The 23,768-nt window shown below is 71.1% G+C and carries 23 protein-coding genes; 17 read left to right on the forward strand and 6 right to left on the reverse strand.

Going from position 1 to position 23,768, the window contains the following annotated elements:
* Positions 1 to 9: 9 nt before the first annotated feature.
* Positions 10 to 732 (reverse strand): type 1 periplasmic-binding domain-containing protein, encoded by a 723-nt coding sequence (locus OE229_RS04025; protein ID WP_262139845.1) that lies wholly within the window; start codon positions 730 to 732, stop codon positions 10 to 12.
* 122 nt (positions 733 to 854) lie between these two features.
* On the opposite strand from OE229_RS04025, the gene OE229_RS04030 reads away from it, so the two are divergent.
* From OE229_RS04030 to OE229_RS04055, 6 genes are all read left to right on the forward strand, one after another.
* Positions 855 to 2,141, forward strand: a complete 1,287-nt coding sequence (locus tag OE229_RS04030) for a HupE/UreJ family protein (RefSeq protein WP_262139847.1) — start codon at positions 855 to 857, stop codon at positions 2,139 to 2,141.
* Between the two features lie 138 nt (positions 2,142 to 2,279).
* A complete protein-coding gene (locus OE229_RS04035) occupies positions 2,280 to 4,412 on the forward strand; it encodes an Ig-like domain repeat protein (protein WP_262139848.1) in 2,133 nt (710 codons plus the stop codon).
* Positions 4,413 to 4,747: 335 nt separating this feature from the next.
* Entirely contained in the window at positions 4,748 to 6,013 is a 1,266-nt protein-coding gene (locus OE229_RS04040) for an ice-binding family protein (RefSeq protein WP_262139850.1), read from the forward strand.
* A 164-nt stretch (positions 6,014 to 6,177) separates the two neighbouring features.
* Positions 6,178 to 7,215 (forward strand): carboxypeptidase-like regulatory domain-containing protein, encoded by a 1,038-nt coding sequence (locus OE229_RS04045; RefSeq protein WP_262139851.1) that lies wholly within the window; start codon positions 6,178 to 6,180, stop codon positions 7,213 to 7,215.
* 266 nt (positions 7,216 to 7,481) lie between these two features.
* Positions 7,482 to 10,283, forward strand: coding sequence for an alpha/beta hydrolase (locus tag OE229_RS04050; RefSeq protein ID WP_262139853.1), 2,802 nt, complete (start codon positions 7,482 to 7,484; stop codon positions 10,281 to 10,283).
* A 2-nt stretch (positions 10,284 to 10,285) separates the two neighbouring features.
* Complete coding sequence (locus OE229_RS04055; protein WP_262139855.1) at positions 10,286 to 10,789, forward strand: GNAT family N-acetyltransferase; 504 nt, start codon at positions 10,286 to 10,288, stop codon at positions 10,787 to 10,789.
* A gap of 4 nt (positions 10,790 to 10,793) precedes the next feature.
* On the opposite strand, the gene OE229_RS04060 is transcribed toward OE229_RS04055, so the two are convergent.
* Positions 10,794 to 11,531 carry a GAF and ANTAR domain-containing protein gene (locus tag OE229_RS04060; RefSeq protein WP_182064329.1) on the reverse strand — a complete coding sequence of 246 codons (738 nt, stop codon included), beginning with the start codon at positions 11,529 to 11,531 and terminating at the stop codon, positions 10,794 to 10,796.
* A 166-nt stretch (positions 11,532 to 11,697) separates the two neighbouring features.
* Between OE229_RS04060 and OE229_RS04065 the strand changes: the two genes are divergently transcribed.
* The 9 genes from OE229_RS04065 (at position 11,698) to OE229_RS04105 (ending at position 17,914) form a co-directional block, all read left to right on the forward strand.
* Positions 11,698 to 12,849, forward strand: coding sequence for a fatty acid desaturase family protein (locus tag OE229_RS04065; protein WP_262139857.1), 1,152 nt, complete (start codon positions 11,698 to 11,700; stop codon positions 12,847 to 12,849).
* A 60-nt stretch (positions 12,850 to 12,909) separates the two neighbouring features.
* On the forward strand, positions 12,910 to 13,086 hold the full coding sequence (locus OE229_RS04070; protein WP_209132789.1) for a hypothetical protein: 177 nt from the start codon (positions 12,910 to 12,912) through the stop codon (positions 13,084 to 13,086).
* A gap of 49 nt (positions 13,087 to 13,135) precedes the next feature.
* Entirely contained in the window at positions 13,136 to 14,134 is a 999-nt protein-coding gene (locus tag OE229_RS04075) for a diacylglycerol/lipid kinase family protein (protein ID WP_259578352.1), read from the forward strand.
* Positions 14,135 to 14,263: 129 nt separating this feature from the next.
* Entirely contained in the window at positions 14,264 to 14,995 is a 732-nt protein-coding gene (locus OE229_RS04080; protein WP_259572797.1) for a S1 family peptidase, read from the forward strand.
* 144 nt (positions 14,996 to 15,139) lie between these two features.
* Positions 15,140 to 16,030 (forward strand): SDR family oxidoreductase, encoded by an 891-nt coding sequence (locus OE229_RS04085; RefSeq protein WP_263345048.1) that lies wholly within the window; start codon positions 15,140 to 15,142, stop codon positions 16,028 to 16,030.
* Positions 16,031 to 16,079: 49 nt separating this feature from the next.
* On the forward strand, positions 16,080 to 16,379 hold the full coding sequence (locus OE229_RS04090) for a Dabb family protein (RefSeq protein WP_182066865.1): 300 nt from the start codon (positions 16,080 to 16,082) through the stop codon (positions 16,377 to 16,379).
* 207 nt (positions 16,380 to 16,586) lie between these two features.
* Entirely contained in the window at positions 16,587 to 16,781 is a 195-nt protein-coding gene (locus tag OE229_RS04095; protein WP_262139859.1) for a hypothetical protein, read from the forward strand.
* A 23-nt stretch (positions 16,782 to 16,804) separates the two neighbouring features.
* On the forward strand, positions 16,805 to 17,452 hold the full coding sequence (locus OE229_RS04100) for a hypothetical protein (protein ID WP_262139861.1): 648 nt from the start codon (positions 16,805 to 16,807) through the stop codon (positions 17,450 to 17,452).
* A gap of 42 nt (positions 17,453 to 17,494) precedes the next feature.
* Positions 17,495 to 17,914, forward strand: coding sequence for a Rid family hydrolase (locus OE229_RS04105; RefSeq protein WP_262139863.1), 420 nt, complete (start codon positions 17,495 to 17,497; stop codon positions 17,912 to 17,914).
* Positions 17,915 to 17,965: 51 nt separating this feature from the next.
* On the opposite strand, the gene OE229_RS04110 is transcribed toward OE229_RS04105, so the two are convergent.
* From OE229_RS04110 to OE229_RS04120, 3 genes are all read right to left on the reverse strand, one after another.
* The gene (locus OE229_RS04110; RefSeq protein WP_262139865.1) at positions 17,966 to 18,466 is read right to left on the reverse strand and encodes a hypothetical protein; all 501 of its coding nucleotides are present in this window, start codon (positions 18,464 to 18,466) and stop codon (positions 17,966 to 17,968) included.
* Between the two features lie 20 nt (positions 18,467 to 18,486).
* Complete coding sequence (locus OE229_RS04115; RefSeq protein ID WP_263345051.1) at positions 18,487 to 19,284, reverse strand: L-threonylcarbamoyladenylate synthase; 798 nt, start codon at positions 19,282 to 19,284, stop codon at positions 18,487 to 18,489.
* A gap of 209 nt (positions 19,285 to 19,493) precedes the next feature.
* Entirely contained in the window at positions 19,494 to 20,336 is an 843-nt protein-coding gene (locus OE229_RS04120; RefSeq protein ID WP_263345052.1) for a helix-turn-helix transcriptional regulator, read from the reverse strand.
* Positions 20,337 to 20,437: 101 nt separating this feature from the next.
* Here OE229_RS04120 and OE229_RS04125 point away from each other — a divergent pair, with 101 nt between their 5' ends.
* Positions 20,438 to 21,121, forward strand: a complete 684-nt coding sequence (locus tag OE229_RS04125; protein ID WP_182066870.1) for an SDR family NAD(P)-dependent oxidoreductase — start codon at positions 20,438 to 20,440, stop codon at positions 21,119 to 21,121.
* A gap of 66 nt (positions 21,122 to 21,187) precedes the next feature.
* Here OE229_RS04125 and poxB read toward each other — a convergent pair whose 3' ends face one another.
* On the reverse strand, positions 21,188 to 22,912 hold the full coding sequence (gene poxB / locus OE229_RS04130; protein ID WP_259578334.1) for a ubiquinone-dependent pyruvate dehydrogenase: 1,725 nt from the start codon (positions 22,910 to 22,912) through the stop codon (positions 21,188 to 21,190).
* A gap of 98 nt (positions 22,913 to 23,010) precedes the next feature.
* On the opposite strand from poxB, the gene OE229_RS04135 reads away from it, so the two are divergent.
* The gene (locus OE229_RS04135) at positions 23,011 to 23,718 is read left to right on the forward strand and encodes a phosphatase PAP2 family protein (RefSeq protein ID WP_262139870.1); all 708 of its coding nucleotides are present in this window, start codon (positions 23,011 to 23,013) and stop codon (positions 23,716 to 23,718) included.
* Positions 23,719 to 23,768 lie beyond the last annotated feature (50 nt).

The following is a 23,768-nucleotide window of genomic DNA, read 5'->3' on the forward strand; positions in this document are numbered from 1 at the left end:
AGCGCCCGGTCAGGGCACCCAGACGACGATGCCGCGCAGGTCGTGGAGCACGGCGGCGAGCCCGGCGCGCAGACCACGGGCCGCGCGCTCCTCGGTGAAGGTGTCGGGGTCGTAGTGGCTCGACGGACCGAGGCCTTCGCCGCGGAACCCGCCGCCCGTCCAGTCCGCCGCCGTGACGTTCGACGTCGGCTCGGCGATCTCGGCACCGACGACCAGGAACTGCTGGTGGAGCGCGGTCGGTGAGACGGCCGCGAGCGGGTCGACCATGTGGTTGCCGACGGTGATGACCAGGTCGGGTTCGGCGTCGACGGCGCGCAGGACCGCGGCGATCCGGTCGTCGGGGCCCTTCGCCGAGACCGAGGTGACGGTGACGTCCTCGTCCGCGGCCCACGACTCGACGGCGTCGAGCAGGGTCCGGGTCGGAGCGTCGGCAGCGTCACCCGCGTCGGAGAGCAGCACGACGTCGTAGCCGGCGGGGGCGTGCACCCCGGACCACGAACCGGGCTCGGGGTGGATCGTGGCCTCGGGCGCCGGCGGCTGGTCGGGGTCGGAGAAGCCGGTGCCCAGGACCCCGGTCGAGGCGTGCGCCGACGTGGTCGCCGTCGGGCCGGTGCCGGTGCCGCCGGTGGCGCCGTTCGACGTCCCGGAGCAGCCGGCCAGCAGGGCAGTGCCGGCCGCGGCGAGGGCGACGGCGGTCAACAGGACGGTCGTCCGGGTGGCGGGGCGGATCACGGCACCATGCAAGCACGCCCGAGGGCTGCTCCGGGCCGGACGGGGGACCTGTCCAACACCCGTCCCGTTGCTGGTCACCGGTTGTTCACCTGCCGGTCGTCTGCGGGCCGGATCGTCTGCGCGTGCCCTCCGGAACCACCGCCGCGCTCCTGCGCGCCCGCCCTGCCCACTCCGCTCCCCTGTTCGCGCTCGTCGCACGGGTCGTCGCCGCGCTCGTGCTGCTCGGGGTGGTCGTGATCGGTGCGCTCGCGGGGGCGGCACCGGCGTCGGCGCACGGCTTCAGCTCGGTGGTCTACGCCGACGTCACGTCCACGAAGCCGACGGTCGTGCAGGCGAAGCTCGGGCTCGAGTACGACCTGATGCTCGTCTCGGTGGCGACGAGCGAGGACGACGACGCGCTGCACGAGCAGGGGCAGCAGGCCTGGGACGACGGGGACTTCCCGGGGATGGTGACGGCTGCCGAGGCGCACACCGACGCGATCGGGAAGTACGTGTTCGACCGGTTCCGGGTCACCGGAGCCGGCGGGCAGGCCTGCACGGGCACGCTCGACGACACCGTCACCGTCGACCTGCAGGACGAGGTGCCGTACGCCCACGTGACCGCGGACTTCGCCTGCCCGGAACCGTCGGAGACGCAGTCCGGGCACGTGGTGTCGTCGGAGCTCTTCCCCGACGACGAGACCTTCGTGCGCGACACCAAGACGATCGTCACCTACGACGTCGACGACCGGACGGGTTCGGCCACCCTCGATGCCTCGCAGCGCACGTTCTCGACCGAGCAGTCGGCGGGTGAGCGCTTCTGGGAGTTCTTCCGGCTCGGCGCCGAGCACCTGCTGACCGGGATCGACCACATCCTGTTCCTCGTGGCGCTCATCGCCGGGTCGCGTCGCCTGCGCGAGGTCGTCTACACGGCGTCCGCGTTCACGATCGCGCACTCGATCACGTTCATCCTCGCCGCCCTCGGTGTGGTCAGCCCGCCCGCGATCGTCGTCGAGCCGCTCATCGCCCTGTCGATCGCCGCGGTCGCCGGCTGGTACCTCTGGCGGCTCTGGCGTCGTCGATCGCGGGCCGACGAACTGGTGGTCGGCGAGCACGGGCACTTCTCGCTCGACCGCGCCGGGTGGACCCGCCTGGCCGTCGTCTTCGCGTTCGGCCTCATCCACGGCCTCGGGTTCGCCGGAGCCCTCGGCATCCACGAGGCGTTCTCGTGGCAGCTGCTCGTCTCGCTCCTGATCTTCAACGTCGGCATCGAGGCCGTGCAGCTCGCGATCATCGTCATCGTCTTCCCGCCGCTCTCGCTGCTGCGGCGGAAGGCGCACCGGGTGTCCCTCTGGGTGACGGGCGCCGTGACCGCCGGCGTGTTCGTGATGGGGATGATCTGGTTCGTCGAGCGGCTCGCGGCGGGCTGACGCTCGCCATGGAGCTGCTGGCAAGTCGCGTTCGTCCCGGAACAGCGACGAACCGTCACTCAGCGTTTACCAAGACGTTTTGCAGTGCATGCAGAGTCTTCCGTGCTGCACCATCCCACGTCTGAGAAACGGACCAACATGAGTCTCCTGTCCGGCGCCACTACCCGGCGCAGAACCACCACCCTCCGCGTCTGCGGAGCCGTCCTCGGGGCCGCGCTCATCGCCGGTGCCTCGATGGTCGGCACGAACGCCGCCACGGCTGCGACGAACACCCCCACCACCAACATCTCGACCGGTGGCCCGATCCACATCCTGCTCGGCGTCGGCGCGACCGAGAGCCAGCGCATCGCATCGTGGTACTTCCCCACGAACGTCGCGCAGTCGCTCGAGATCCAGAAGACCGCGTCCATGACCGACGGTGTCTTCACCGACGCCAAGCAGACGGTCGCCGCCTCGGAGGCCGCGAACACCGCAGCCGACACGAGCACGACCGACTCGAACACCAAGAGCATCCCGGGCATCGCCGCCGAATCGGGCTACATCAACGCGCACGCGACGATCTCGGCCCTCGAGCCGAACACGTCGTACACGTACCACGTCGGTGCGGCGGACGGCTCGGCTTGGTCCGCGTCGTACACCTTCACCACGAAGAGCTTCTCCGGCGACTTCGACTTCCTGTTCTTCGGTGACCCGCAGATCGGTTCGTCCGGCTTCACCGACGACGACGGTGCCGGCTGGGCGGACACGCTCAAGTACGCCACGTCGACCGAACCGGACGCCGAGCTCCTGGTCTCCGGTGGCGACCAGGTCGAGCACGCCAACAACGAGTACGAGTGGGGCGCGTTCGCGGACAGCAGCGACGTGCTGAAGCGCTACCCGTGGGCCTCGACCATCGGCAACCACGACGTGGGCGGCAAGGCCTACGAGCAGCACAACCAGGTGCCGAACTCCCTCAAGGTGCCGGACTTCTACCCGGGCGGCAACACCACCGCGAACTCGGGTGGCGACTACTGGTACATGTACAAGGGCGTCCTGTTCATCGACATCAACTCGAACGCCTACGCGGCCGGCTCCGACGCTGCCCACGTGAACTACGTGCGCGACGTCATCAACCGCTACGGCGACGACGCGAAGTGGACCACGCTGGTCTACCACCACTCGATCTACTCGCCGGCCGACCACGCGAACGATCGTGACAACCAGCAGCGCCGGTTCGACTTCACGCGTTCGTTCTCGGACATGGGTGTCGACCTCGTCCTGCAGGGTCACGACCACTCCTACTCGCGCAGCTACGCGATCAAGAACGGCAAGAAGGCCAACGTCAACGAGCAGCCCGCTGCTCCCGAGGTCTTCTCCGGCCCCGGCGGCGTCATCTACATGACGGCCAACTCGGCCTCCGGCTCGAAGTACTACGACCTCACCACCCCGGACGCCACCCAGGGCTACGACGCGGACCCGCTCGACCCCACCGGTCAGCGTCACTTCGCCAACTCGGTCGAGAACCAGGAGCACGTCCGCACCTTCGTGAAGGTCTCGGTCACCGACGACGAGCTCGCCGTCGAGAACATCCGCGCCAGCGACTGCACCACGCTCAACTCGGCGGTGCAGCACGGCAAGGTCGACAGCTGCGGCGTGACGCTCCAGCCGACGGCCACGGCCGACCCGGCGGCGATCGGTTCGACGGTCGACAAGTTCAACCTGCACGCCACGCTGCCGACGACGACCACGACGCTCACCGCGTCGGCCGCCGAGCAGACCTACCGCACCGCCAAGCCGGCCAAGGTCACCGCGACCATCGCCGGTGGCATCGGCACCCAGCAGGGCACGGTGACGTTCAAGGACGGCAGCAAGGTCCTCGGCACCGCCCCGGTCAAGGACGGTGCGGCCAGCATGACGCTGCCGAGCACCCTCGCCATCGGCAAGCACGCGGTCACGGCCTCGTTCGTCAACGCGGACCCGGTGTACTCGGGTACCGACTCGAAGACGGCGAAGGCCATGACGGTCACCGTCGAGAAGGCTCCGTCGCGCACCGCCATCAAGTACAGCGGCGGCAAGGCGACCGTCCAGGTGAAGGCCACCGGCTTCAGCGTCGACGGCACCGCCCGGATCTACCAGGGCGCGAAGCGCCTCGCCACCGTCACGGTTGAGGACGGTGTGGTCACCTCGAAGCTCCCGCTGAAGAAGGGCGCGCACAACCTGCACGCCGTCTTCGCCGGGACCTCGGAGCTCACCACGAGCACCAGCCCGACCATCACGGTCGTCGTCAAGTAGCACCCGTCACCAGCAAGGGCCCCGCGATCTCGATCGCGGGGCCCTTCGCCGTGTGGTCCGGGGGTGGGCGACCGGTCCTACCCGGGACCGGCGCCGCACCGGCTGACGGGAGACCCGAACTCCCTCCCCGTCCGCTGGTGAGCGGCCGGTCAACCTGGGGTGATGATGCGCCCGCAGCCCCGGGATCCGCCTGTGACCCGGGCGGATTCCCAGCCTTCGACCGAATGTCCTGACGTCTCTGTGTTTTTGCTGTGCAGAAGCGCATACTTCGAGTCTCCGAGAATGCGCGCTCGTCGCCGACGACCCCTCGCCTCTCCTGCAGGCAGAGGTTGGCCGTGCACACTCATCAAACTCGACGAGGCTCGATCCTCGTCATCTCGGCGGCTGCCGTCGCCGCGCTGATCACCCTCGGGACCGGTGGCGGAGCATCCGCCGCCACGGTCATCGACGGTCCGGTCAACCTCGGAACCGCATCGACCTACGGCGTCCTCGGCGCGAGCGCGGTCACGAACACCGGCCCGTCCGTGGTGAACGGCGACCTCGGCTTGTCGCCGGGCACGTCCATCACCGGCGTCGGCGGCGCACCGAACGGCACCGTCAACGGGACCACGCACCAGACCGACGCCGCAGCGGCGCAGGCCCAGCGCGACACCACCACCGCGTACGACGTCGCCGCGTCGCTCTCCCCGACCCAGACCGGTCTGACCGAGCTGAACGGCCTCTCGCTCTCACCCGGCGTGTACTCCGGCGGCGCCCTCGCCCTGGCGAACAACGGAGCGCTCACCCTGGCCGGCAGCGCGGACTCCGTGTGGGTGTTCCAGGCCGCGTCGACCCTGACCATCGGGTCCGCCAGCCAGATCGTGATCACCGGCGGTGCCAGCTCGTGCAACGTGTTCTGGCAGGTCGGCAGCTCCGCCACCGTCGGCACCGGCGCGCAGTTCCAGGGCACCGTCCTGGCGCAGCAGTCCGTGACCGCCACCACCGGCGCGACCGTGCAGGGCCGACTGCTGGCCCGCACCGGTGCGGTCACCCTCGACACGAACACGATCACGGCCTCCGCCGGCTGCCCGGCGCCGGGTACGCCGTCCGAGTCGCCGACGATCACCTCGGGCACCCCGTCCGACGGCACCGTCGACGTGCCCTACTCGTCCACCGTCACCGCGACCGGTACCCCGAACCCGACCTTCACCGCCACGGGCCTGCCTGACGGCCTGACGATCGACAGCACCACCGGCGTCATCTCCGGCACCCCGACCACCCCGGGCACCTCGACCGTGACGATCACCGCGTCGAACGGCACCAGCCCGGACGACACCCAGACGGTCACCATCACGGTCCGTGCTCCGGCACCGGTGCCCACCGCGACACCCACCCCGACGGCACCCGCAGTGGTGCCCACCGACACCCCGAGCGGCCCCGCGGCCCCTGGCGCCGGCGGTGGTGGGGGTGCTGGCGGCGGAACCGACCAGCCCACCGGTGAGCTCGCGTTCACCGGCTCGGACCCGACCGTCCCACTGAGCATCGCCGCCGCGCTGCTCGCCGCGGGCGCCACGCTGATGGTCCTGCTGCGCCGTCGCCGTCGCACCGTCGGCCGGATCTGAGGAACATTGCGAAGGACCCCGTGACCCAGGTCGCGGGGTCCTTCGCCGTCGCCCGCACCCAACGAGCCGTGCACACGTGGCGACGGCGCGCGGGTGCCGGAACACGGCTACGCTCCACTGCAACGGGGTCAGGGGTGGCCTCGCAAGGGGATCAGGGGTGGGCCATGACGGCTCGACGACGCACGGCGGTCGGCATCACGACCGTGTTGACACTGGTCGGAGTGCTCGTCGCACCGACCACCGCGGCCCTGGCCGCTCCGGACGACGGGGCACTCACCGTCATGCTCACCGATCCGGAGAAGCGCCCGCTGCCGATGGCGGGCGTGGTGGTCGACCTGCGGACCCCGGAGGGCACGACGACGGCGTCTGCCTCGAGCGACGCCCGCGGGCGGCTGACGTTCGACGCGGTGCCGTCCGGAACGTGGAGCCTGCACGGTGAGCGCGAGGGCTCGTACGGCTTCGACGACGTGCTCCCCGCCGAGCGGGCCGGCATCACGGTCAGCCCCGGTGCGAACGAGACCGTCGTCCTGGTCGTGCGTCGCGGCGCCTCGATCGGTGGGACCGCGCGCAACCCGTACGGCGCCGACCTGTCCGGCGCAGCCGTCGTCGTGCGCGGCTGGAACACCGGGACGGTGCGACGCACGGTCACCGCTCGCGACGGGCACTACTGGGTGCACGGCCTGCCGAGTGACGACTACAGCGTGCAGGTCAACGCGCACGACGAGACGCTCGACTCGTGGCCGGCACTGCGCGATCAGTCCTGGGGGTTCCACCGCGACCCGGGCTCCACCGCACCGCGCTCCTACGTCCGCGTCGCGCACCAGGCGGGCGGTCGCGCCGAGACCGTGCTGGACGACGTCGACGCGAGCTCGACCGTCGGGGTCACCCTGTCCGCCATCGTGAACCCCCAGCTCGACACCGACTTCACCGGGGCAACGGTCCACGTGTACGGCGAGTCGATCGGCAGCACCTTCGACACCCGGATGACCTCCTGGTCGCCGGGCCGGGGCGGCGTCTTCGGTGTGGTCCTGAGCCCCGGTCGGTACAAGGTCGAGGTGGTCGGCTGGTCGCCGAGCCAGAAGCGGTACGTCTCGTACTGGTACGGCGGCGAGGGCAACCGCCCGGTCGCCGACCGGGCGTCGTCGCACACCGCGGTCGTACGGGACGAGAGCCGGACCATCTCGTTCTGGAGCACGCGCTGATCCCGGAACACGACGCCCGAGAACCCGACGGCGCGCTCACCGGATGCGTCCTCGACGACGTGCCGGACCCGGCCGGCGGCGTCCGCCACACGATCCCGGGCCGGGGCCACTCCATGCCCCGCGCCGGGCCGTCGTACCCGTGAGGACCCTCAGGTACCGAGCCTCGACCTCATCCTCCAGGACGATCCGCGGCGAGCGGCGCGCTCCCTACTGTTGGCGACGGAGCGTGCGGTGGCGCACGCCCGTCGCACCAGGGGAGATCCGACGTGAGCCGTTCGCCGAGACGCCGTTCCACCATCGCGCTGCAGATCGCGTGTTCGACACTCATCGCCGGGGCGCTCGCCGTCTCCGGCACGATCGTGGCTCTGCCAGCGACGGCCGCGCCGGGCGACGGGTCCACCACCGCGACGGGGACGACCACGATCACGACCCCGGGCACGCCCGTCGCGCAGGGTGACGACTGGACGGTCACGCCGACCGACGGCGGGTACACCGTCGTCCTCACCCTCGCCGACCCGCTACCGCTCCGTGCGGCGGCCCCCGTCCTGCTCGTGGACGGTACCGACATCGGCGTCGCACAGACGAGCCTCGACCAGCGGCAGCTGACGGTCACCACGACCGACCCCGCCGTCGCCGATGCCCGCAGCGTCGAGCTCGGCTGGACGGGCGAAACCGACCTGCAGGGCAACCGGCAGGCCGCCACCGCGCCGCAGACGGTCGCGCCGAGCGAAGCCCCGGCGCCCCTGACCGACGACCCGGCGGCCGCAGGCCAGTACGCGGTGACCCGGGCCGACTACGACCTGGGCAACGAAGCCGAGACGATCAAGGGCTTCGGTCGCAAGGGCGAGATGCGTGCCGCGGTCTTCGTGCCGAAGGACGCCCCGGGCAAGCGTCCGGTCGTGGTGTTCCTGCACGGCCGCCACGAGGCCTGCTACGGCGGCACCGACAACCCGAAGGCGTGGCCGTGCGGGAAGGGACAGACGGACATCCCGAGCTACCTCGGCTACAACGCGGCGGCGACCGCGCTGGCGAGCCACGGCAACGTCGTCGTGTCGATCTCCGCGAACGCGATCAACGCCCTCGACGGCAGCTACTCGGACGACGGCGGAGCGGTGGCCCGCGGGCAGCTCGTCCTCGACCACCTCAGCCTGCTGCAGCGGGCGGACACCGGTCAGGAACCCCGGCTCTCGCCGCTGCTCACCGGCAAGCTCGACCTGCAGGACGTCGGCCTCATGGGTCACTCGCGCGGTGGCGACGGCGTGGTCCGCGCGGCCCTGCTCAACACGCAGCGCACGAACCCCTTCGGCATCCGTGCCGTCCTGCCCCTGGCGCCGACCGACTTCGGGCGCATGACCCTGCCGGACACCAACACGGCGGTCGTCCTGCCGTACTGCGACGGCGACGTGTCCGACCTGCAGGGACAGCACTTCTACGACGACTCCCGCACCGCCTTCGGGGACGACGTGCTGCGCTCCTCGGTCCTGGTGATGGGTGCGAACCACAACTTCTTCAACACGACGTGGACGCCGGGCAAGTACGCGAAGGCGTCGTCGGACGACTGGTACGACGAGTCCGACGCGGTCTGCGGGGCGAAGGCGAAGCGCACCACGCGGCTCTCGTCCGACCAGCAGTACGCCGTCGGCACGAGCCTGATCAGCGGCTTCTTCCGCCTGACGCTCGACGGTGAGCAGCAGTTCCTGCCGATGTTCGACGGCACCAACCGTCAGCCCGCCGCCCTGGGCACGGCCGACATCCGCGTGAGCGCGTCCCAGCCCGGCGCGAGTCGGCGCGACCTCGCCCTGTTCGACGTCGCGAACCCGGCGATCACCACGACCGGTGCCCTGACGGCGAAGACCTGCGCGAGCACCGACGACCTGCCCGCGAAGCAGATCCTGCCGGCGTGCGTCTCGATGACGTCCAACGCCCCGGACTACACCCCGGCGTACCTGGCGTCCTCGGTGCCGGCCACCCCCGCCCTGCACGTCTCGCCCACCAAGGCGGCGACCGGCGGCCAGGTGCACGTCCCGGTGGGTCCGGCGGCCGGTGACCTCACCGGGTTCCAGGCGCTGTCGCTCCGCCTCACCCCGGACGACACCGCGACGACGAACGCCGACGTCTCGATCACCCTCCGTGACGCGACGGGTGCCGTGGCGACCCGCCGCGTGTCCGACACCAGCCGTGCCGGACAGCTGCTCCCCGGTACCCGGATGGCCCCGCGCAAGACGATCCTGCAGCAGGCGCGCATCCCCCTCGACGCGTTCGCCGGCATCGACCTGACATCGGTGCGCGAGGTGACGATCGACGTCCCGCAGAAGAACGGCGGGGTCCTGCTGAGCGACCTGTCGCTCGTGCCGGCCGCGACCCTCGGTGCCCCGGCGGTCACGAAGCGTCCGGCCGCACGCATCGCGGACCGGTTCGTCGACGAGGGCCGCACCCGCACGGTGGTCCGGGCAGCGGTCGTGCTCTCCCGACCTGCAGAGCAGGCCACGACGGTGTACTTCGACCTCGACCAGGCGTACGACGGGCGCATCCGCCCGGCGGTGCAGCCCGTCACGTTCCAGCCCGGCGAGGTCTGCCGCGCGGTGGCCGTCTCGGTGAACGGTGACCGCACCCCGTCGTTCTCGCGGACGTCGGACTACGCGATGACCCTCAGCAACACCCGGGGCGGTTCGGTGATCGGTGACTCGGTCGGCACGATGCGCATCCGCGAGGACGACGGCGTGCGCAGCGTGAACGGACGGGCGACCGCGTCCGCTCCGGCGGTCGGCACCCCGGGTGACGCGTGTGCCGAGGCGCAGGCGTCCAGCACGGCCATCGCCGTGACGCCGACGAGCAGCCGGAAGGGTGCCAAGGTCGCGATCTCGGCGACGGGGTTCCGTGCCGGGGAGTCGGTCACCGTCAGCATCGACGGCGGTCGGGCCACCCGCACGACTGCCGACGCCGACGGCAAGGTCCGCCTGAAGATCACGAAGGCCGTGGCGGCGCTGGCACCGGGCACGCACGTCGTGCATGCCCGTGGCTACGGCTCGGACCAGCGGGCCCGGGGCACCTTCACGACGACGAAGTAGCCGTGCGCGATCCGGCACCGGTCATCGCGCGCGCCACCACGGGTGACGCGCGCGAGATCGGTGCGTTCCAGGCGCGCTGCTGGGAGCAGACGTACCGCGGAGTGGTGCCGGACGCCTTCCTCGACGGCACGGCTGCCGTCGACCGAGCCGCGCGCTGGGAGGCGCGGATCCGGACGCGCGCTCGGAGCGTGCTCGTCGCGCGGTCCCGTGACGGAACCCTGCTCGGTGTCACGAGCACCGCGCGATCAGCCGCGACGGTCAGCGATCTGCCGGCCTTGGAACTCGTCACGCTGTACGTCGACCGGCCCGCGCACGGCACCGGTGTGGCCGCCCGGCTCCTCGCGGCGGCCATCGGCGACGAGGACGCTCACCTGCTCGTCTTCGCGGCGAACACCCGTGCACGGCGGTTCTACGAGAAGCACGGGTTCGCACGGGAGGGTGCGAAGACGATCGACCCCGGGACAGGGCTCGACGAGGAACGGTGGGTCCGGAGACGTCCCGTGTGAACCCTCAGGACGCCCCGGCCGCGCGGAGGTCGGCGAGCGGGACGTCGTCGCGTGCCACGGCGGCGGCGACCTGGCTCAGCGAGCGCTGGGTGGCACGTGCGTAGCGACGGATCATGCCGAAGGCCTCCTCGACATCGACGCCGGCCGCACGCGCGAGGTACCCCTTCGCCTGCTCGATGGCGACCCGGCTGTCGAGCGCGCGTTGGAGCTGCTCGGCGGTGTGGGTCGCGTGCTCGAGGGTCCGCTGCTGCAACAGGCTGATCGTCGCGACGTCGGCGAGGGCCTGCGCAGCTCGGGCATCGGCACCGTTCAGCGCTCCCTCGGTCTCGCGGAACAGGTTCAGCGACCCGACCGTGGTGTCCCGCAGCCGGAGCGGGATGGCGTGGACCCCCGCGTAGCCGCGAGCCCGCGATGCCTCGGCGAACCGTGGCCAGTGCTGCCGCAGGTGGTCGGCGTCCTCCGAGGTCACCAACCGGCCGGTGGTCACGGCGGTGATGCACGGCCCCTCGCCGGCGTCGAGCTGGAGCAGGCCGATGAAGCTGCTGCGCTCGCTCGTCGACGCGACGACGTGCAGCTCGTCCTTCTGGTCGATCAGGTGGATGGCGCCCGCGGCGGCGTCGAACAGCTCGACGGCCCGGTCGACCAGCGTCTGCAGCACGTCGACGACGTCGTAGTCCGCCACCAGGCTGTCGGTGAGGGTCACGAACGTCTCGACCAGTCGTGCTTCGCGTACCTCGGTCATGTGGGGAACGGTCCTTCCGTCGAGCAGGCGGGACAACCGTAGCCGAGCAGCGGACACGCGGACCTGTGGCTTGCACCCGGGAGCGTGACGGCTCTAGCGTTGGACCAGCAGCCCCAGACCCCGGCCGCCGGAACGTTCCTCCATTCCGTTGACGACCAGGGAATCCATGACCACGCAGCACGCCGGTACCAGCCCGCAGCGGGAGACCAGCTCGAAACCCCTCTCCAGCGGCTTCCGGAAGACCGGCTCCTCGGCCGGAGCGCGGACCGGCGGCACCTCGTCGTACTCCGCACTGCTGGCGCAGGTGAAGGAAGCCGGGCTGCTCGAGCGCCGTCGGGGGTTCTACTGGGCGCTGTTCTCGGCGCTCGTCGTGGCGACGGCCGCCTGCTGGGTCGCGTTCGCGTTCCTGGGTGAGTCGTGGTTCCAGCTGATCGTGGCCGGTGCGCTGGGTGTGCTGTTCACGCAGTTCGCGTTCCTGTCGCACGAGGCTGCGCACCGTCAGGTGTTCGAGTCCCAGAAGTGGAACGACCGTGCGGGCCGCTGGCTCGGCACGTTCCTGGTGGGCCTCAGCTACTCGTGGTGGATGAACAAGCACACCCGCCACCACGGCAACCCGAACACCGTCGGCAAGGACCCGGACATCGCCCCCGACGCGATCCGGTTCCTGCCCGAGGACGCCGCCGCCGTCGGGAACGGGCCGCTCCGGGTGTTCGTGCAGTACCAGGGATGGTTGTTCTTCCCGTTGCTCACGCTCGAGGGCATCAACCTGCACCGGGCCGCCGTCATGTCGGTGCTCCGCGGGACGGGTGGGCGCAGAGACGTCCGGGGGCGGGTCCTCGAGGGCATCCTGCTGGTGGCGCGGTTCGCGATCTACCTGACGGTGGTGTTCTGGTTCCTGCCGTTCGGGATGGCGTGTGCGTTCCTCGGGGTGCAGCTGGCCGTGTTCGGCGTGATGATGGGCGCCTCGTTCGCCCCGAACCACAAGGGCATGCCGACGATCGCGCACGACGCGAAGGTCGACTTCTTCTCCCGCCAGGTGCGCACCTCGCGCAACATCCGTGGCGGCTGGTGGGTGTCGTTCCTGATGGGTGGGCTGAACTACCAGGTCGAGCACCACCTGTTCCCGTCGATGCCGCGGCCGGCGCTGAAGCAGGCCCGCCTGCTGGTGCGTGACCACTGCGACACCCTCGACGTGCCGTACACCGAGACCACGTTGCTGCGTTCCTACGGCATCGTCGTCCGGTACCTCAACCGCGTCGGACTCGCCGCCCGCGACCCCTTCGTCTGCCCCATGGTGACCGAGCTCCGGATCCACTGACACGCCCACCCCGCCCGACCCCACCCGCACGCACCACGCCCCACTGAAGGAACCACCACCGTGAAGACCGTCATCGTCCTCGTCGTCCTCTGGGCAGTCCTGTCCATCGTCGGGTTCGCCCTGAAGGGCCTGCTCTGGCTCGGCGTCATCGGCATCGTCCTGCTGCTCGGCACGATCGTCTTCGGGGCCGTCCGCCGAAGCGGCAACAAGGCCCGCAACGCCGGCCGGACCAACTAGTCCGCCACTGGCGAAGCGCACCAGCAGCAGGAATCCCCGCACCGACCGCATGCCGAACCTCCCGAACGAACCCCAGCAGCTCCGAGCGGCGGTGGTCGTGAACCCGACCAAGATCGAACAAGCCCGCCTCCGAGCGGTGCTCGGCGACGAAGAGCGCGCACACGGTTGGGCCGAGTCGCTCTGGTTCGAGACGAGTGCCGACGACGACGGGCGTGCTGCTGCGCGGGCCGCGCGCGACGCCCACCCGAGCGTCGTCCTCGTCGCGGGTGGTGACGGCACGCTCCGGGTCGTCGCCGCGGAGCTCCGCGGCACCGGGACGCCGGTGGCGCTCGTCCCCAGCGGCACCGGCAACCTGTTCGCTCGGAACCTCGGTCTGCCCCTCGGCGACCTGGTGCGCTCGGTCCGAGCGGGCTTCAGCGGGACGGACCGCCCGATCGACGTCGGACTGGCCGACCTGACCGACCCGGCGGGCACCACGACGTCGCATGCGTTCCTGGTGATGACCGGCATCGGGCTCGATGCGAGCATGGCCGCGGACACGAACGCGTGGGTGAAGAAGCGGTTCGGATGGGTCGCCTACTCGGATCCCATCGCACGGTCCGTGATCGGCAACCGGCAGATCCCCGTGCACTACGGGATCGACGACGGCCCGCTCCGCAGCATGAGCGCCCACACGATCATCGTCGGGAACTGCGGCACCCTGACCGCGGGCATCCTGCTGCTCCCCGCGGCCCGACCGGACGACGGCATCCTCGACGCCGTCGCGTTCCGGCCGACCGGGTGGTTCGGCTGGACCAAGGTCGGGTACGCGCTGACGCTCAACCGCTTCTTCGCGCGCACCCGGTTCGGACGGCTCCTCGCTCGCGTGTTGCCGACCTCACGCGCGCTCCGGTACACGCGGGCACGAACGCTGCGGCTGACCGTGGACACCCCGGAGCGCGTGCAGCTCGACGGCGATGCGTTCGGCGAGGTGGTCGCGGTGACGCTCACCACGCACCACCACGGACTGCTGCTCCGCACCGAGTCGCGACCGCGGGGCTCGGCCTGACCCGTCCCGACGGGGTCACACGTCGCGTCCGTCGAAGTGCGGACTGGTGCGACCCCTCGACCGGGGGTCAGGATGACGCATCAGTTGCACAGAGCAACTGGCAGGTGCTTCACCGACAGAGGAGTCGTCATGAAGAAGTCCATCGCAGCCGCGTTCGCCGCGGTCGCCGTCATCACCGCCGGCGTGTTCGCCGCTTCGCCCGCCTCCGCGCTGCCCGTCAGCACGAAGGTCGTCGGCGGCGAGAAGGCCCCCACCACCTCGTGGGCGGTGCAGCTCGAAGCCTCCGGCGGCAGCATCCCCTCCGGCTACGTCAGCAACTGCACCGGCGAGCAGCTCAACGCCTCGTGGATCCTGACCGCCCGGCACTGCATCGACGGCATCGGCGCGATGAACGTCTACCACTCCAACTCCACCGTCAACCGTGGCACGGCCGTCGCCGTCGACCGCGTCAGCGCCTCGCCGGCGGGTGACATCGCGCTCGTGCACCTGCGGACCGCGTACTCGCTGTCCACCTACGCGCCCCTCGACCTCACCGCGACGGCCAAGTCGAGCGGCACCGGCACCATCCAGGGCTACGGCCTGCGTGCGAACGCGACCCAGTCCGACGGCCTCTACCAGGCCACCGTCTCGCTCACCGGCGCGAGCACCGACGCCTTCGGCGGTCGTGCCCAGCACCTCACCGGCGTGACCGGTGCATCGAACCACGGTGACTCGGGCGGCCCGCTGCTCGTGAACGGCAAGGTCGTCGCCGTCTGCTCCACCGGCGACAGCGCCGACCCCGGCGCGAACACCAAGGCCGGCTCGAACTACGCCCTGCTGTCGCAGGCCTCGTCCTGGATCCGGACCACGGCCGGCGTCTGAACCACCTGACGGACGGGAGGCGCGGTGCGGGCCCGCACCGCGCCTCCAGTCCGTCCCGTCCACCTGCAGGGCGGTGCTCGCCTGTTCAGCGTCCGTCACCCACCAGCTGAGCGCCCGTGCGGGCGCGACGACGACAGTGGGGCCATGAGCCAGTACGAGAAGCGCGATCCGAACACCCTCTACCCGGCCCCGCCGTACCCGAAGCAGGAGCAGTCGCTGCCGGGTGCCGCGTGGAAGATGGACCCGAAGCCCGACCACGGCGAGGAGAGCTACGTCGGTCTCGGTCGGCTGAAGGGGTACCGCGGCATCGTCACCGGTGCCGACTCAGGCATCGGCCGTGCCGCCGCGATCGCGCTGTCGCGCGAGGGCGCCGACCTGGTGCTGTCCTACTTGCCCGACGAGCAGGAGGACGCGGAACAGGTCCGCGACCTGCTCGAGTCCGAGGGCCGTCGCGCCGTGCTGTTCCCCGGTGACATCGCCGACGAGCAGTACTGCATCGACCTGGTGCAGAAGGGCGTCGACGAGCTCGGCGGTCTCGACACGCTCGTCATGGTCGCCGGCCGCATGGACAGCAACGAGGACATCCTGACGCTCGACACGTCGATGTTCGACTCGACGTTCAAGACCAACATCTACTCGCTGTTCTGGCTGACGAAGGCCGCCGTGCCGCACCTCGAGCCGGGATCGACGATCGTGACGACCGGTTCGATCCAGGCGTCGACGCCCTCGCCGGACAAGATCGACTACGCCGTGTCGAAGGGTGCGATCAAGCTCTTCACCGAGGCCGTCGCGCAGCAGCTCGCGCCGAAGGGCATCCGTGGTGTGAACTCCGTGGCGCCGGGGCCGGTGTGGACGCCGCTGCAGCCGGGTTCCGACGATGCCGAGACGGTGTCGCACTTCGGTGAGAGCTCGCCGTTCGGCCGTCCGGGTCAGCCCGCCGAACTCGGTGCCGCCTACGTGCACCTGGTCAGCCCGGAGTCGAGCTACCAGTCCGGGTCGACCATCACGATCGCCGGTGGGACGCCGGCGTTCTGATCCGACGCTCTGGGGTTCTGGCGTTCTTGCATCCGAGGAAGGGGACCACGTGTCCGGAGTGACACACACCGTGCTGGTCGAGTGGGACGGGGAGGACCGGTCGTCCGAGGCCTCCGCCCTGTCGCGTGCGCACCTGCCACGGATCGAGGGGGTCGAGTCGGTGCAGTCCGGCACGAGCGTGAGCACCGAGGGGCTGGAGGGCGGGTTCCACTGGATGCTCGTCGTCCGGTTCCGCGATCGTGCCGCGCTCGCCGGGTACCTGCCGCACCCGGAGCACCGGCCGGTGGCCGAGTTCATCGGTGCGGCGAGTGCGCGGGTCGTCGTGTTCGACGTCGAGGACGCCGACTGATCGCTGCGTCGGAAGCTGTGTAACGCTCTGGTTGCGATGGCGGACGAGGGGTTCCGTCCCTCGTGGAGGCTCGACGTACGGTGGACCGGCCATCGCAACGGCGCGGGGGTCACCGGCCGGCGCTGCGGCTCTCCGGAGCCCGCGCCGGTCGGGTCCCCGCCTGCGGGCGGGGGCCGTTCGACATCCGCCGACGGAGGGAAACAGACGATGCCCGGCAACCCGGACCCGTTCGTCCACGACGACGCGAAGATCCTGCTCGGCGAGGCGGGAGCGGCGCACTGCGACGAATGCGGGGACGCCGTCCGGCTCGACCCGCGGATCGGCAGCTGGAGGACCGTGCGGCAACCCGGCCCCCAGCTCCCGCCGGATCGGAAGCCGCGGAGTTCGGCGGGGGCCGCGTGAACGGTGCGGCCCGGACCGCTGGGGTGACCCTCGGGCTCGTCGCAGCGATGGCGCTGACCGCCTGTTCCGGCTCGCCGGCTGCGACGCCGACCCGGACCGTGACTGCGACTGCGACCCCGGAGACGCCGTCTGACTCCGACACCCCGACCCCCGCTGCGACCCCGACCACGACGGACACGGCCTTCAGTCTGTCGGACCCCGCGACGTGGACCATCTCGACCGACGAGGTCGGACCGATCGCCCTCGGTGGTCCGGTGCAGGGCGAGATCGACGACCTGACAGCTGCCTACACGCGGAGTACGGATGCGTGCCCGGCCAGTCCGGAGACGACCTTCTGGGAGCGGTCCGACGCTCCCGGCCTCATCGTCATCCCACGCGACGGCAAGGTCGCCGGGGTGACCATCGGTGGGCTGGGGCCGGACCCGGTGACGACGAACTCGCCCGAGACCGACGCCGGGATCGGCATCGGAGCGCCCCTGACCGAGGTGCGCTCCGCGTACCCGGACCTGCGGTACACCGGCACCTACGGTGAGGAGCAGGGGCCGTACTCGATGTGGAGCGTGCAGGCCGACGGACACTTCATGACGTTCCAGCTCGGGACGGACGGCACCACCGTGGGTGCGATCTGGGTGGGACCGGTCGCGATGTTGCCGTACGAGTACTGCGCCTGACGCTGGCGAGGGGTGAACGCCGCTGCTGGCAGGATGACCGGCATGGCCAGCGCTGTCCGTCTCATCCGATCCGACGTCCTGAGCGACGCGGCGCAGTACGCGTACGCATCCACCGTGCCGGCTGGAACGCGGCTCGTGTTCCTCGCCGGGGCCTGCCCGCTTGCCCCGGACGGCTCGACTGTCGCGGTGGGTGACTACGCGGGCCAGGCGGTCAGGTGCATCGAGACGATGCAGGAGGCGCTGCGTGCTGCAGGAGCGTCCATCGAGGACGTCGTGAGCACCCGGGTGCTCGTGGCGTCCCCGCGGCAGGCCGACCTCGTCACCGCATGGCAGGTGGTGCGCGATGCCTTCGGCGCGCACGACGTGCCGAGTACCCTGCTCGGGGTCACGGTGCTCGGCTACGACGACCAGCTGGTCGAGATCGAAGCCGTCGCGGCCGTCGCCGATGGACAGGCCACGTGACGGCGCGAGGTGTCGAGGCTCCCGTACCCCGTGCTCCCGTGCACGCTCGCCTCAGAAGCCCGGACCCGCTTTCACCAGGGCGATGCCGACACCGACGAGCGCGAGGACGAGGCCGGCCACGAACGTCCGCGGGGACGGCTTCTCCCCGCGGAGCCTGGCCACGACGGGCCCGAGGAGGGCGAGCCGGACCACGAGGTACCCGATCGCGATGATCTCGGCCGCGAGCCCGGACGTCCCGGTCAGCCAGGCGTAGGCGAGGACGGCAGCCGGGAGGAGCCCGGAGGTGAGGACGGGCAGCGAGTCTCGCAACTCGGCGCGGACGGTCTCCGCGGTGAGGCGGTGATCGCTGCGCGCACGTCGGCCGACCGACTCGGCGAAGGTGTGTGCGAGGAAGGTCGAGAACGCGGTGGCGAGCACGTACCAGAGCCCCCGACCACTCTCGGCGGTGTCCGGGACCATCGGCGCGATCGTCCCGAGGATCACGATGTTGCCGTACACGAACGCGGTGATGCGGCTCGCGGCGTCCTCACGCGACAGGCGGTTCCGGCCCACGGAAGTCCGCTCGTGCGGGCTCAGTAGTACTCACCCTGCCGGTAGTCCCAACTCGTGAACGTGTCCGCGAGCAGCCCCATGATCCGGTCGACGTCGAGGCCCTTGCGGATGAGCGTCGGTGCGGGGACGACCGATCGGCGTCCGTCCTGCAGCGGGATCAGGGCTCCGGTGCTGTCGACCATCGACACCATGACGCCCTGCTCGTAGCGGGTCTCGGCGGTCTGCTCCGGCTGGATGGACGCGACGTAGTCGTCCGCCTCGACGATCACGTCGGCGCGCTCGGCGATGCGCTCGCCGATGCCGTCCACCACGCCACGGTTGCCGGTACCGGACGGATTGGCCGAGCTCGCGAAGGCGAACTTGCCGTGCTCGGTCCAGAGTTCGCGGGCGGCGAGCTCACCGGGAACGCCGAACTTGATGACGAAGCAGGACGTGCCACGGGTGTCCATCATGAGTTCGTCGGAGCCGTCCGCCGGCAGCGCCGCTCGCCCCTCCGCGCTCCAGGGCAGGATGCACCCGAGCAGGACGTCCTCGTCCCAGCACCGCTGGTACAGGGCGTCGATCTCGGGGGTGAGCTGCGCGATGCTCCGGAGCATCTCGAGCGAGCTCACGAGCACGACGCCCGGCTTGTTGCGGTTGCGTTCCTTCGCGTCGAACTTGCGCTCCAGACCCGCGCGGTCAGAGGCCATGAGGATGTAGCCGACCTTGGTCGGGACCACCGCCAGTCCGCCGTCGTGCAGGAGTGCGTCCACCGCACTGCGCGGCACGCCACCGTTCCAGCACACGCGGTTCATGCTGACCTGCGTCTCGTCGTTCATGCCCGTCCTCGTCCCGTTCTGGAGTCAGACGATCGTCTGACAGCGGGAGCCTATGGACGACGTCCGGGCCGGACAAGGGCGAAGGACGCGACCTGTGGGCCTTCTCCGAAGGGTTCAGGCGGGCTCGCAGCGAACGACCGCGGCTGGCCGGTGCTGAACCGTGCACAAACACTGAGCCGCGCACAACCAGAGCGCCCCCGCCCCGAGCGTCACTCCACCAACGACTGCGTCCCCACGACGATCGCCAGGGCCAGCCGCTCCGCGTCCACCGACCCGGGCTCGGCCGTGTACGCCAGGATCCGCAGGTCCTCCGGTCCGACGACCAGGGTGTCGCAGTCGAGCGTGATCAGCCCGACGTCCGGGTGGTCGATCACCTTCCGCCGGGCGGTCTCGCCGAGCGCGGTCGCGCCGGAGTCCCACAGCTCGACGAACCGCGGGCTCGCCGCGCGCAGCTGCCGCACGAGCTGCTGCAGCTGGCGGTCGAGCGGGTAGCGCGCCGCGGTCATCCGGAGCCCGGCCACCAGGTTCGCCTCGAACGCCGCCTGCTCCTCCGTTGTGTGCACGGCGCGGCTGCCCGAACCGACCAGGTGCCGCCACGCGGTGTTCCGGTCGTTCCCGCGCAGTGCCCCGATCGGCCCCATCAGTGCGTCGTACGGGGCGTTGGCGACGAGCAGGTTCCCCGCGGCGTCGAGCACCGCGACGGGGGTGTCCGCCAGGCGGTCGAGCAGTCGCTGCACGCTCGGCGGGATCCGCGACGGCACCACGTCGGCGCCGGGGACCGCGTGCCCGGCGAGCCGGTAGAGCAGCTCGCGGTCGGCATCGACGACCCGCAGCGCCCGCGCGAGCGCCTCGACGACCTGGGCGGACGGCGAGGTCGCCCGCCCCTGCTCGAGCCGGGTCAGGTAGTCGGCCGAGATCCCCGCGAGGCCGGCCAGTTCCTCTCGCCGCAGACCGGCCGCACGCCGACGCGGCCCGACGACCACGCCCGCCGCCTCGGGGGAGACGTGGTCGCGCAGCCGTCGCAGGGTGTGCCCGAAGTCCGTGTCCGCCATGCCCCCAGTCTGCGCGCGACGAGCGACCCGGTCCTGGCCCTGCCGGTCCTACGACAACGGGTCGACTCCCTGCGGTCGCCGCCGAGCACGACGCTGGACCCATGACAACGACACTCATCACCGGGGCCACCCGCGGCCTCGGCAAGGAAACCGCCCGTCAGCTCGTCGAGGCGGGCCACACCGTCTGGATCGGCGCCCGCGACGCCGACCAGGGCGCCGCGGTCGCCGCCGAGATCGGCGCACGCTCCGTGCAGCTCGACGTCCGCGACGACGACTCCGTCGCAGCGGCCTTCGCCCACGTCGATGCGAACGGCGGACTCGACGTGCTGGTCAACAACGCCGGCATCGCCGTGTGGGGGCAGGACGGCCCCCAGGCGCTCGACGTGTTCGACACGAACGCCGTCGGCACGATCCGCGCGACCGAGGCCGCGCTGCCGCTCCTGCGTCGCTCCGCGAACCCGATCGTGGTGAACCTGTCGAGCGCGCTCGGCTCCTTCACCGCCACCCACGACCCGTCGAAGCCCGCGTTCACCGTGCCGGCCGTGGTCTACGGCGCCTCCAAGGCGGCCGTCTCGATGCTGACGGTGCAGTACGCGAAGATCGCGCCCGAGGTGCACTTCGTCGCGATCGAGCCCGGTTACACGGCCACCGAGTTCGGGGGCATGCCGAACCCGCACGGTCGCCCCGTCGAGGTCAGCGCCGCGACGATCGCGGCCGCCGCGAGCGCGGGCCCGGAGGGCCCCACCGGCGTCTTCCTGGAGGACGGCCAGCCGCTCGGGTGGTGACGCCGTGACGGCCTGGAGGCCCGTGGCGGCGTCGCCACGGGCCTCCAGGCCGTCCTCCGGTCGCGTCTACAGCAGCTGGCGCGCGTTGGTCGACGCGAGGTCCAGCAGCTCGTCACCGCGACCCGACAGCACCGTGCGGATGGCGTAGAGCGTGAAGCCCTTCGCCTGCTCGAGGGTGACCGCCGGGGGCATGGAGAGTTCCTGGCGGTTCGCGCGGACCGACACGAGCGCGGGACCGTCGTGCGCGAGCGCGGCGGCCATGGCGTCCTCGAAGTCGTCGGACACGTCGACGTGGAACCCCTTGATGCCGATCGCCTCGGCGACGGCGGCGAAGTCCGGGTTCTGCAGCTCGGTGCCGTAGTTCACGAAGCCGGCGGCCTTCATCTCGAGTTCGACGAAGTTGAGCGACGAGTTGTCGAACACGACGATCTTCACCGGCAGCTTGTTCTGCACGATCGTGATGAGCTCACCGAGGAGCATCGTCAGGCCGCCGTCGCCGGCCAGGGCGATCACCTGCCGGTCCGGGAACGCGGTCTGCGCACCGATCGCCTGCGGGACGGCGTTCGCCATCGTGCCGTGCACGAACGAGCCGATCAGTCGGCGCTTGCCGTTCATCGTGAGGTAGCGCGAGGCCCAGACGACGGGCGAGCCGACGTCGGGGATGAAGACGGCGTCCTCGGCGGCGAGCCGGTCGAGCACCCGCGCGACGTACTGCGGGTGCAGCGGCTTCTTCCGGCCGGCCGGAACGGCCAGGTCGTCGAGCTTCTCGCGGGTCTTCCGGTAGTGCTTGAGCGAGTCCTCGAGGTGCTTCGTCGGGTGCGAGCCGGTCAGCAGCGGGATGAGTGCGAGGGCGGTGTCCTTGACGGTGCCGACCAGCCCGATGTCGACGGGGTGCCGCCGGCCGAGCTGCGAACCGCGGATGTCGACCTGCACGTGCTTCGCCTCGGCGGGGAAGAACTGCTGGTACGGGAAGTCCGTGCCGAGCATGAGCACGACGTCGGCGTCCTCCATGGCGCGGTACCCGGACGAGAAGCCGAGCAGTCCCGTCATGCCGACGTCGTAGGGGTTGTCGTACTCGATGTACTCCTTGCCGCGCAGCGCGTGCACGATCGGGGCCTGCAACCGCTCGGCCAGGGCGACGACCTCGTCGTGGGCGTCCGCGACGCCGGCTCCGGCCAGGATGGTGATCCGGTCGGCACCGTTCAGCAGGTCGGCGGTGCGCTGCAGCTCGGCCTCGCTCGGGACGATGCGCGGGGTGGCCCGCTCGATGCGGGTGACGCGGTCGTCCTTCGCCTCGGCGAGCAGCACGTCGCCGGGGATCACCAGGACCGCGACGCCGCGCTTCTCGATCGCCTCACGCATCGCGATCTCGAGCAGGCGGGGCATCTGCACCGGGTCGGCGACGTACTCGACGTAGACGGAGCACTCGCGGAACAGCTCCTGCGGGTGCGTCTCCTGGAAGTAGCCGGAGCCGATCTCCGCCGTGGGGATGTGGGCGGCGATCGCCAGCACCGGCACCCGCGAACGGTTCGCGTCGTACAGGCCGTTGACCAGGTGCAGGTTACCGGGGCCGCAGCTGCCGGCGCAGACGGCCAGGTCACCGGTCAGGGCGGCCTCGGCGCTGGCGGCGAACGCGGCCGCCTCTTCGTGACGGACGTGCTCCCACCGCATCGTCCCGTCCTTGCGCAGGGCGTCGGTGAAGCCGTTCAAGGAGTCCCCGGGCAGGCCGTAGACCCGGTGGACGTCGTTGGCGCGGAGGGTGGCGACGATGTTCTCGGCAACGGTTGGCATGCGTCCTGTCTACTCGCGACCGCTGCGCTGAACGCTTTCGGAGCATCGCGTGTCCCACTCGCGCCCTGATGCCCGGGTCGTGCTGCGACGATGGCAGGATGACCGACGCCGCGCCGCTCCTCCGTCCCCGCCGACGGGAGCCCGCCGCGTACGGGATCCTCGAGCCCTCGCCGTACCCGCTGGTCTCGGTGGCGATCGCCGTCATCGCGGTCGTCGTCATCACCATCGTCGGGTTCACGCTCGGCACCGTCGACCTCAGCCTGTCCAAGGCCCTGAACGCGCTGCACACCGGGTTCGTCGGGGCGTTCAGCACCGCGGTCTACCACGTGATCAGTCCGGCGCCGGCGATCGGGATCACGGTCGTCGTCGTCGCCGTGATCTGGTGGCGAACGCGGGACCTGCGTCCGGCCCTGGCGTTCGGCGGCACCATCGCGATCACGTGGGTGCCGTCCGCGATCGTCAAGGAGATCGTGCACCGCGCCCGACCCGACGTCGCCGTGCTGCCGCACCCGTTCCCCGTGCAGCCGGACCCCGGGTACCCGAGCGGGCACACGGTCTACATCACGGCGTTCGTCATCGCGCTGATCTGGCTGCTCCGCGAGACCCGGTGGCACCGGCTCGCCCTGACGCTCGGGGTCGTGGCCATCGTGATCGTCTTCTTCGCGGTGTCGATCGACGCGGTCCACTACCCGACCGACGCCGCTGCCTCGATCCTGTGGGCGCTCGCCGTGGCGCCGGGGGTGCGGGTGGTGTGGGTCGACTGGCTCATGCCGCGGGTGCCGTTCCTGCGGCCGGGGCGGGGCTGACGCCGGCGCTGCCGGGCGCTGCCGGGCCGGGTGGGCGCGGGTGGTCTGGT

It is taken from the genome of Curtobacterium poinsettiae (assembly GCF_025677645.1).
Lineage (GTDB): Bacteria > Actinomycetota > Actinomycetes > Actinomycetales > Microbacteriaceae > Curtobacterium > Curtobacterium poinsettiae_A.

Bases quoted from the DNA above. Each gene is read 5' to 3' on its own strand.
- OE229_RS04085 (WP_263345048.1), top strand. From the start codon at position 15,140: ATGAGCCAGTACGAGAAGCGCGATCCGAACACCCTCTACCCGGCCCCG.
- OE229_RS04120 (WP_263345052.1), bottom strand. From the start codon at position 20,336: ATGGCGGACACGGACTTCGGGCACACCCTGCGACGGCTGCGCGACCAC.
- OE229_RS04125 (WP_182066870.1), top strand. From the start codon at position 20,438: ATGACAACGACACTCATCACCGGGGCCACCCGCGGCCTCGGCAAGGAA.
- OE229_RS04060 (WP_182064329.1), bottom strand. From the start codon at position 11,531: ATGACCGAGGTACGCGAAGCACGACTGGTCGAGACGTTCGTGACCCTC.
- OE229_RS04065 (WP_262139857.1), top strand. From the start codon at position 11,698: ATGACCACGCAGCACGCCGGTACCAGCCCGCAGCGGGAGACCAGCTCG.
- OE229_RS04095 (WP_262139859.1), top strand. From the start codon at position 16,587: ATGCCCGGCAACCCGGACCCGTTCGTCCACGACGACGCGAAGATCCTG.
- OE229_RS04080 (WP_259572797.1), top strand. From the start codon at position 14,264: ATGAAGAAGTCCATCGCAGCCGCGTTCGCCGCGGTCGCCGTCATCACC.
- OE229_RS04045 (WP_262139851.1), top strand. From the start codon at position 6,178: ATGACGGCTCGACGACGCACGGCGGTCGGCATCACGACCGTGTTGACA.
- OE229_RS04075 (WP_259578352.1), top strand. From the start codon at position 13,136: ATGCCGAACCTCCCGAACGAACCCCAGCAGCTCCGAGCGGCGGTGGTC.
- poxB (WP_259578334.1), bottom strand. From the start codon at position 22,912: ATGCCAACCGTTGCCGAGAACATCGTCGCCACCCTCCGCGCCAACGAC.
- OE229_RS04135 (WP_262139870.1), top strand. From the start codon at position 23,011: ATGACCGACGCCGCGCCGCTCCTCCGTCCCCGCCGACGGGAGCCCGCC.
- OE229_RS04115 (WP_263345051.1), bottom strand. From the start codon at position 19,284: ATGAACGACGAGACGCAGGTCAGCATGAACCGCGTGTGCTGGAACGGT.
- OE229_RS04105 (WP_262139863.1), top strand. From the start codon at position 17,495: ATGGCCAGCGCTGTCCGTCTCATCCGATCCGACGTCCTGAGCGACGCG.
- OE229_RS04035 (WP_262139848.1), top strand. From the start codon at position 2,280: ATGAGTCTCCTGTCCGGCGCCACTACCCGGCGCAGAACCACCACCCTC.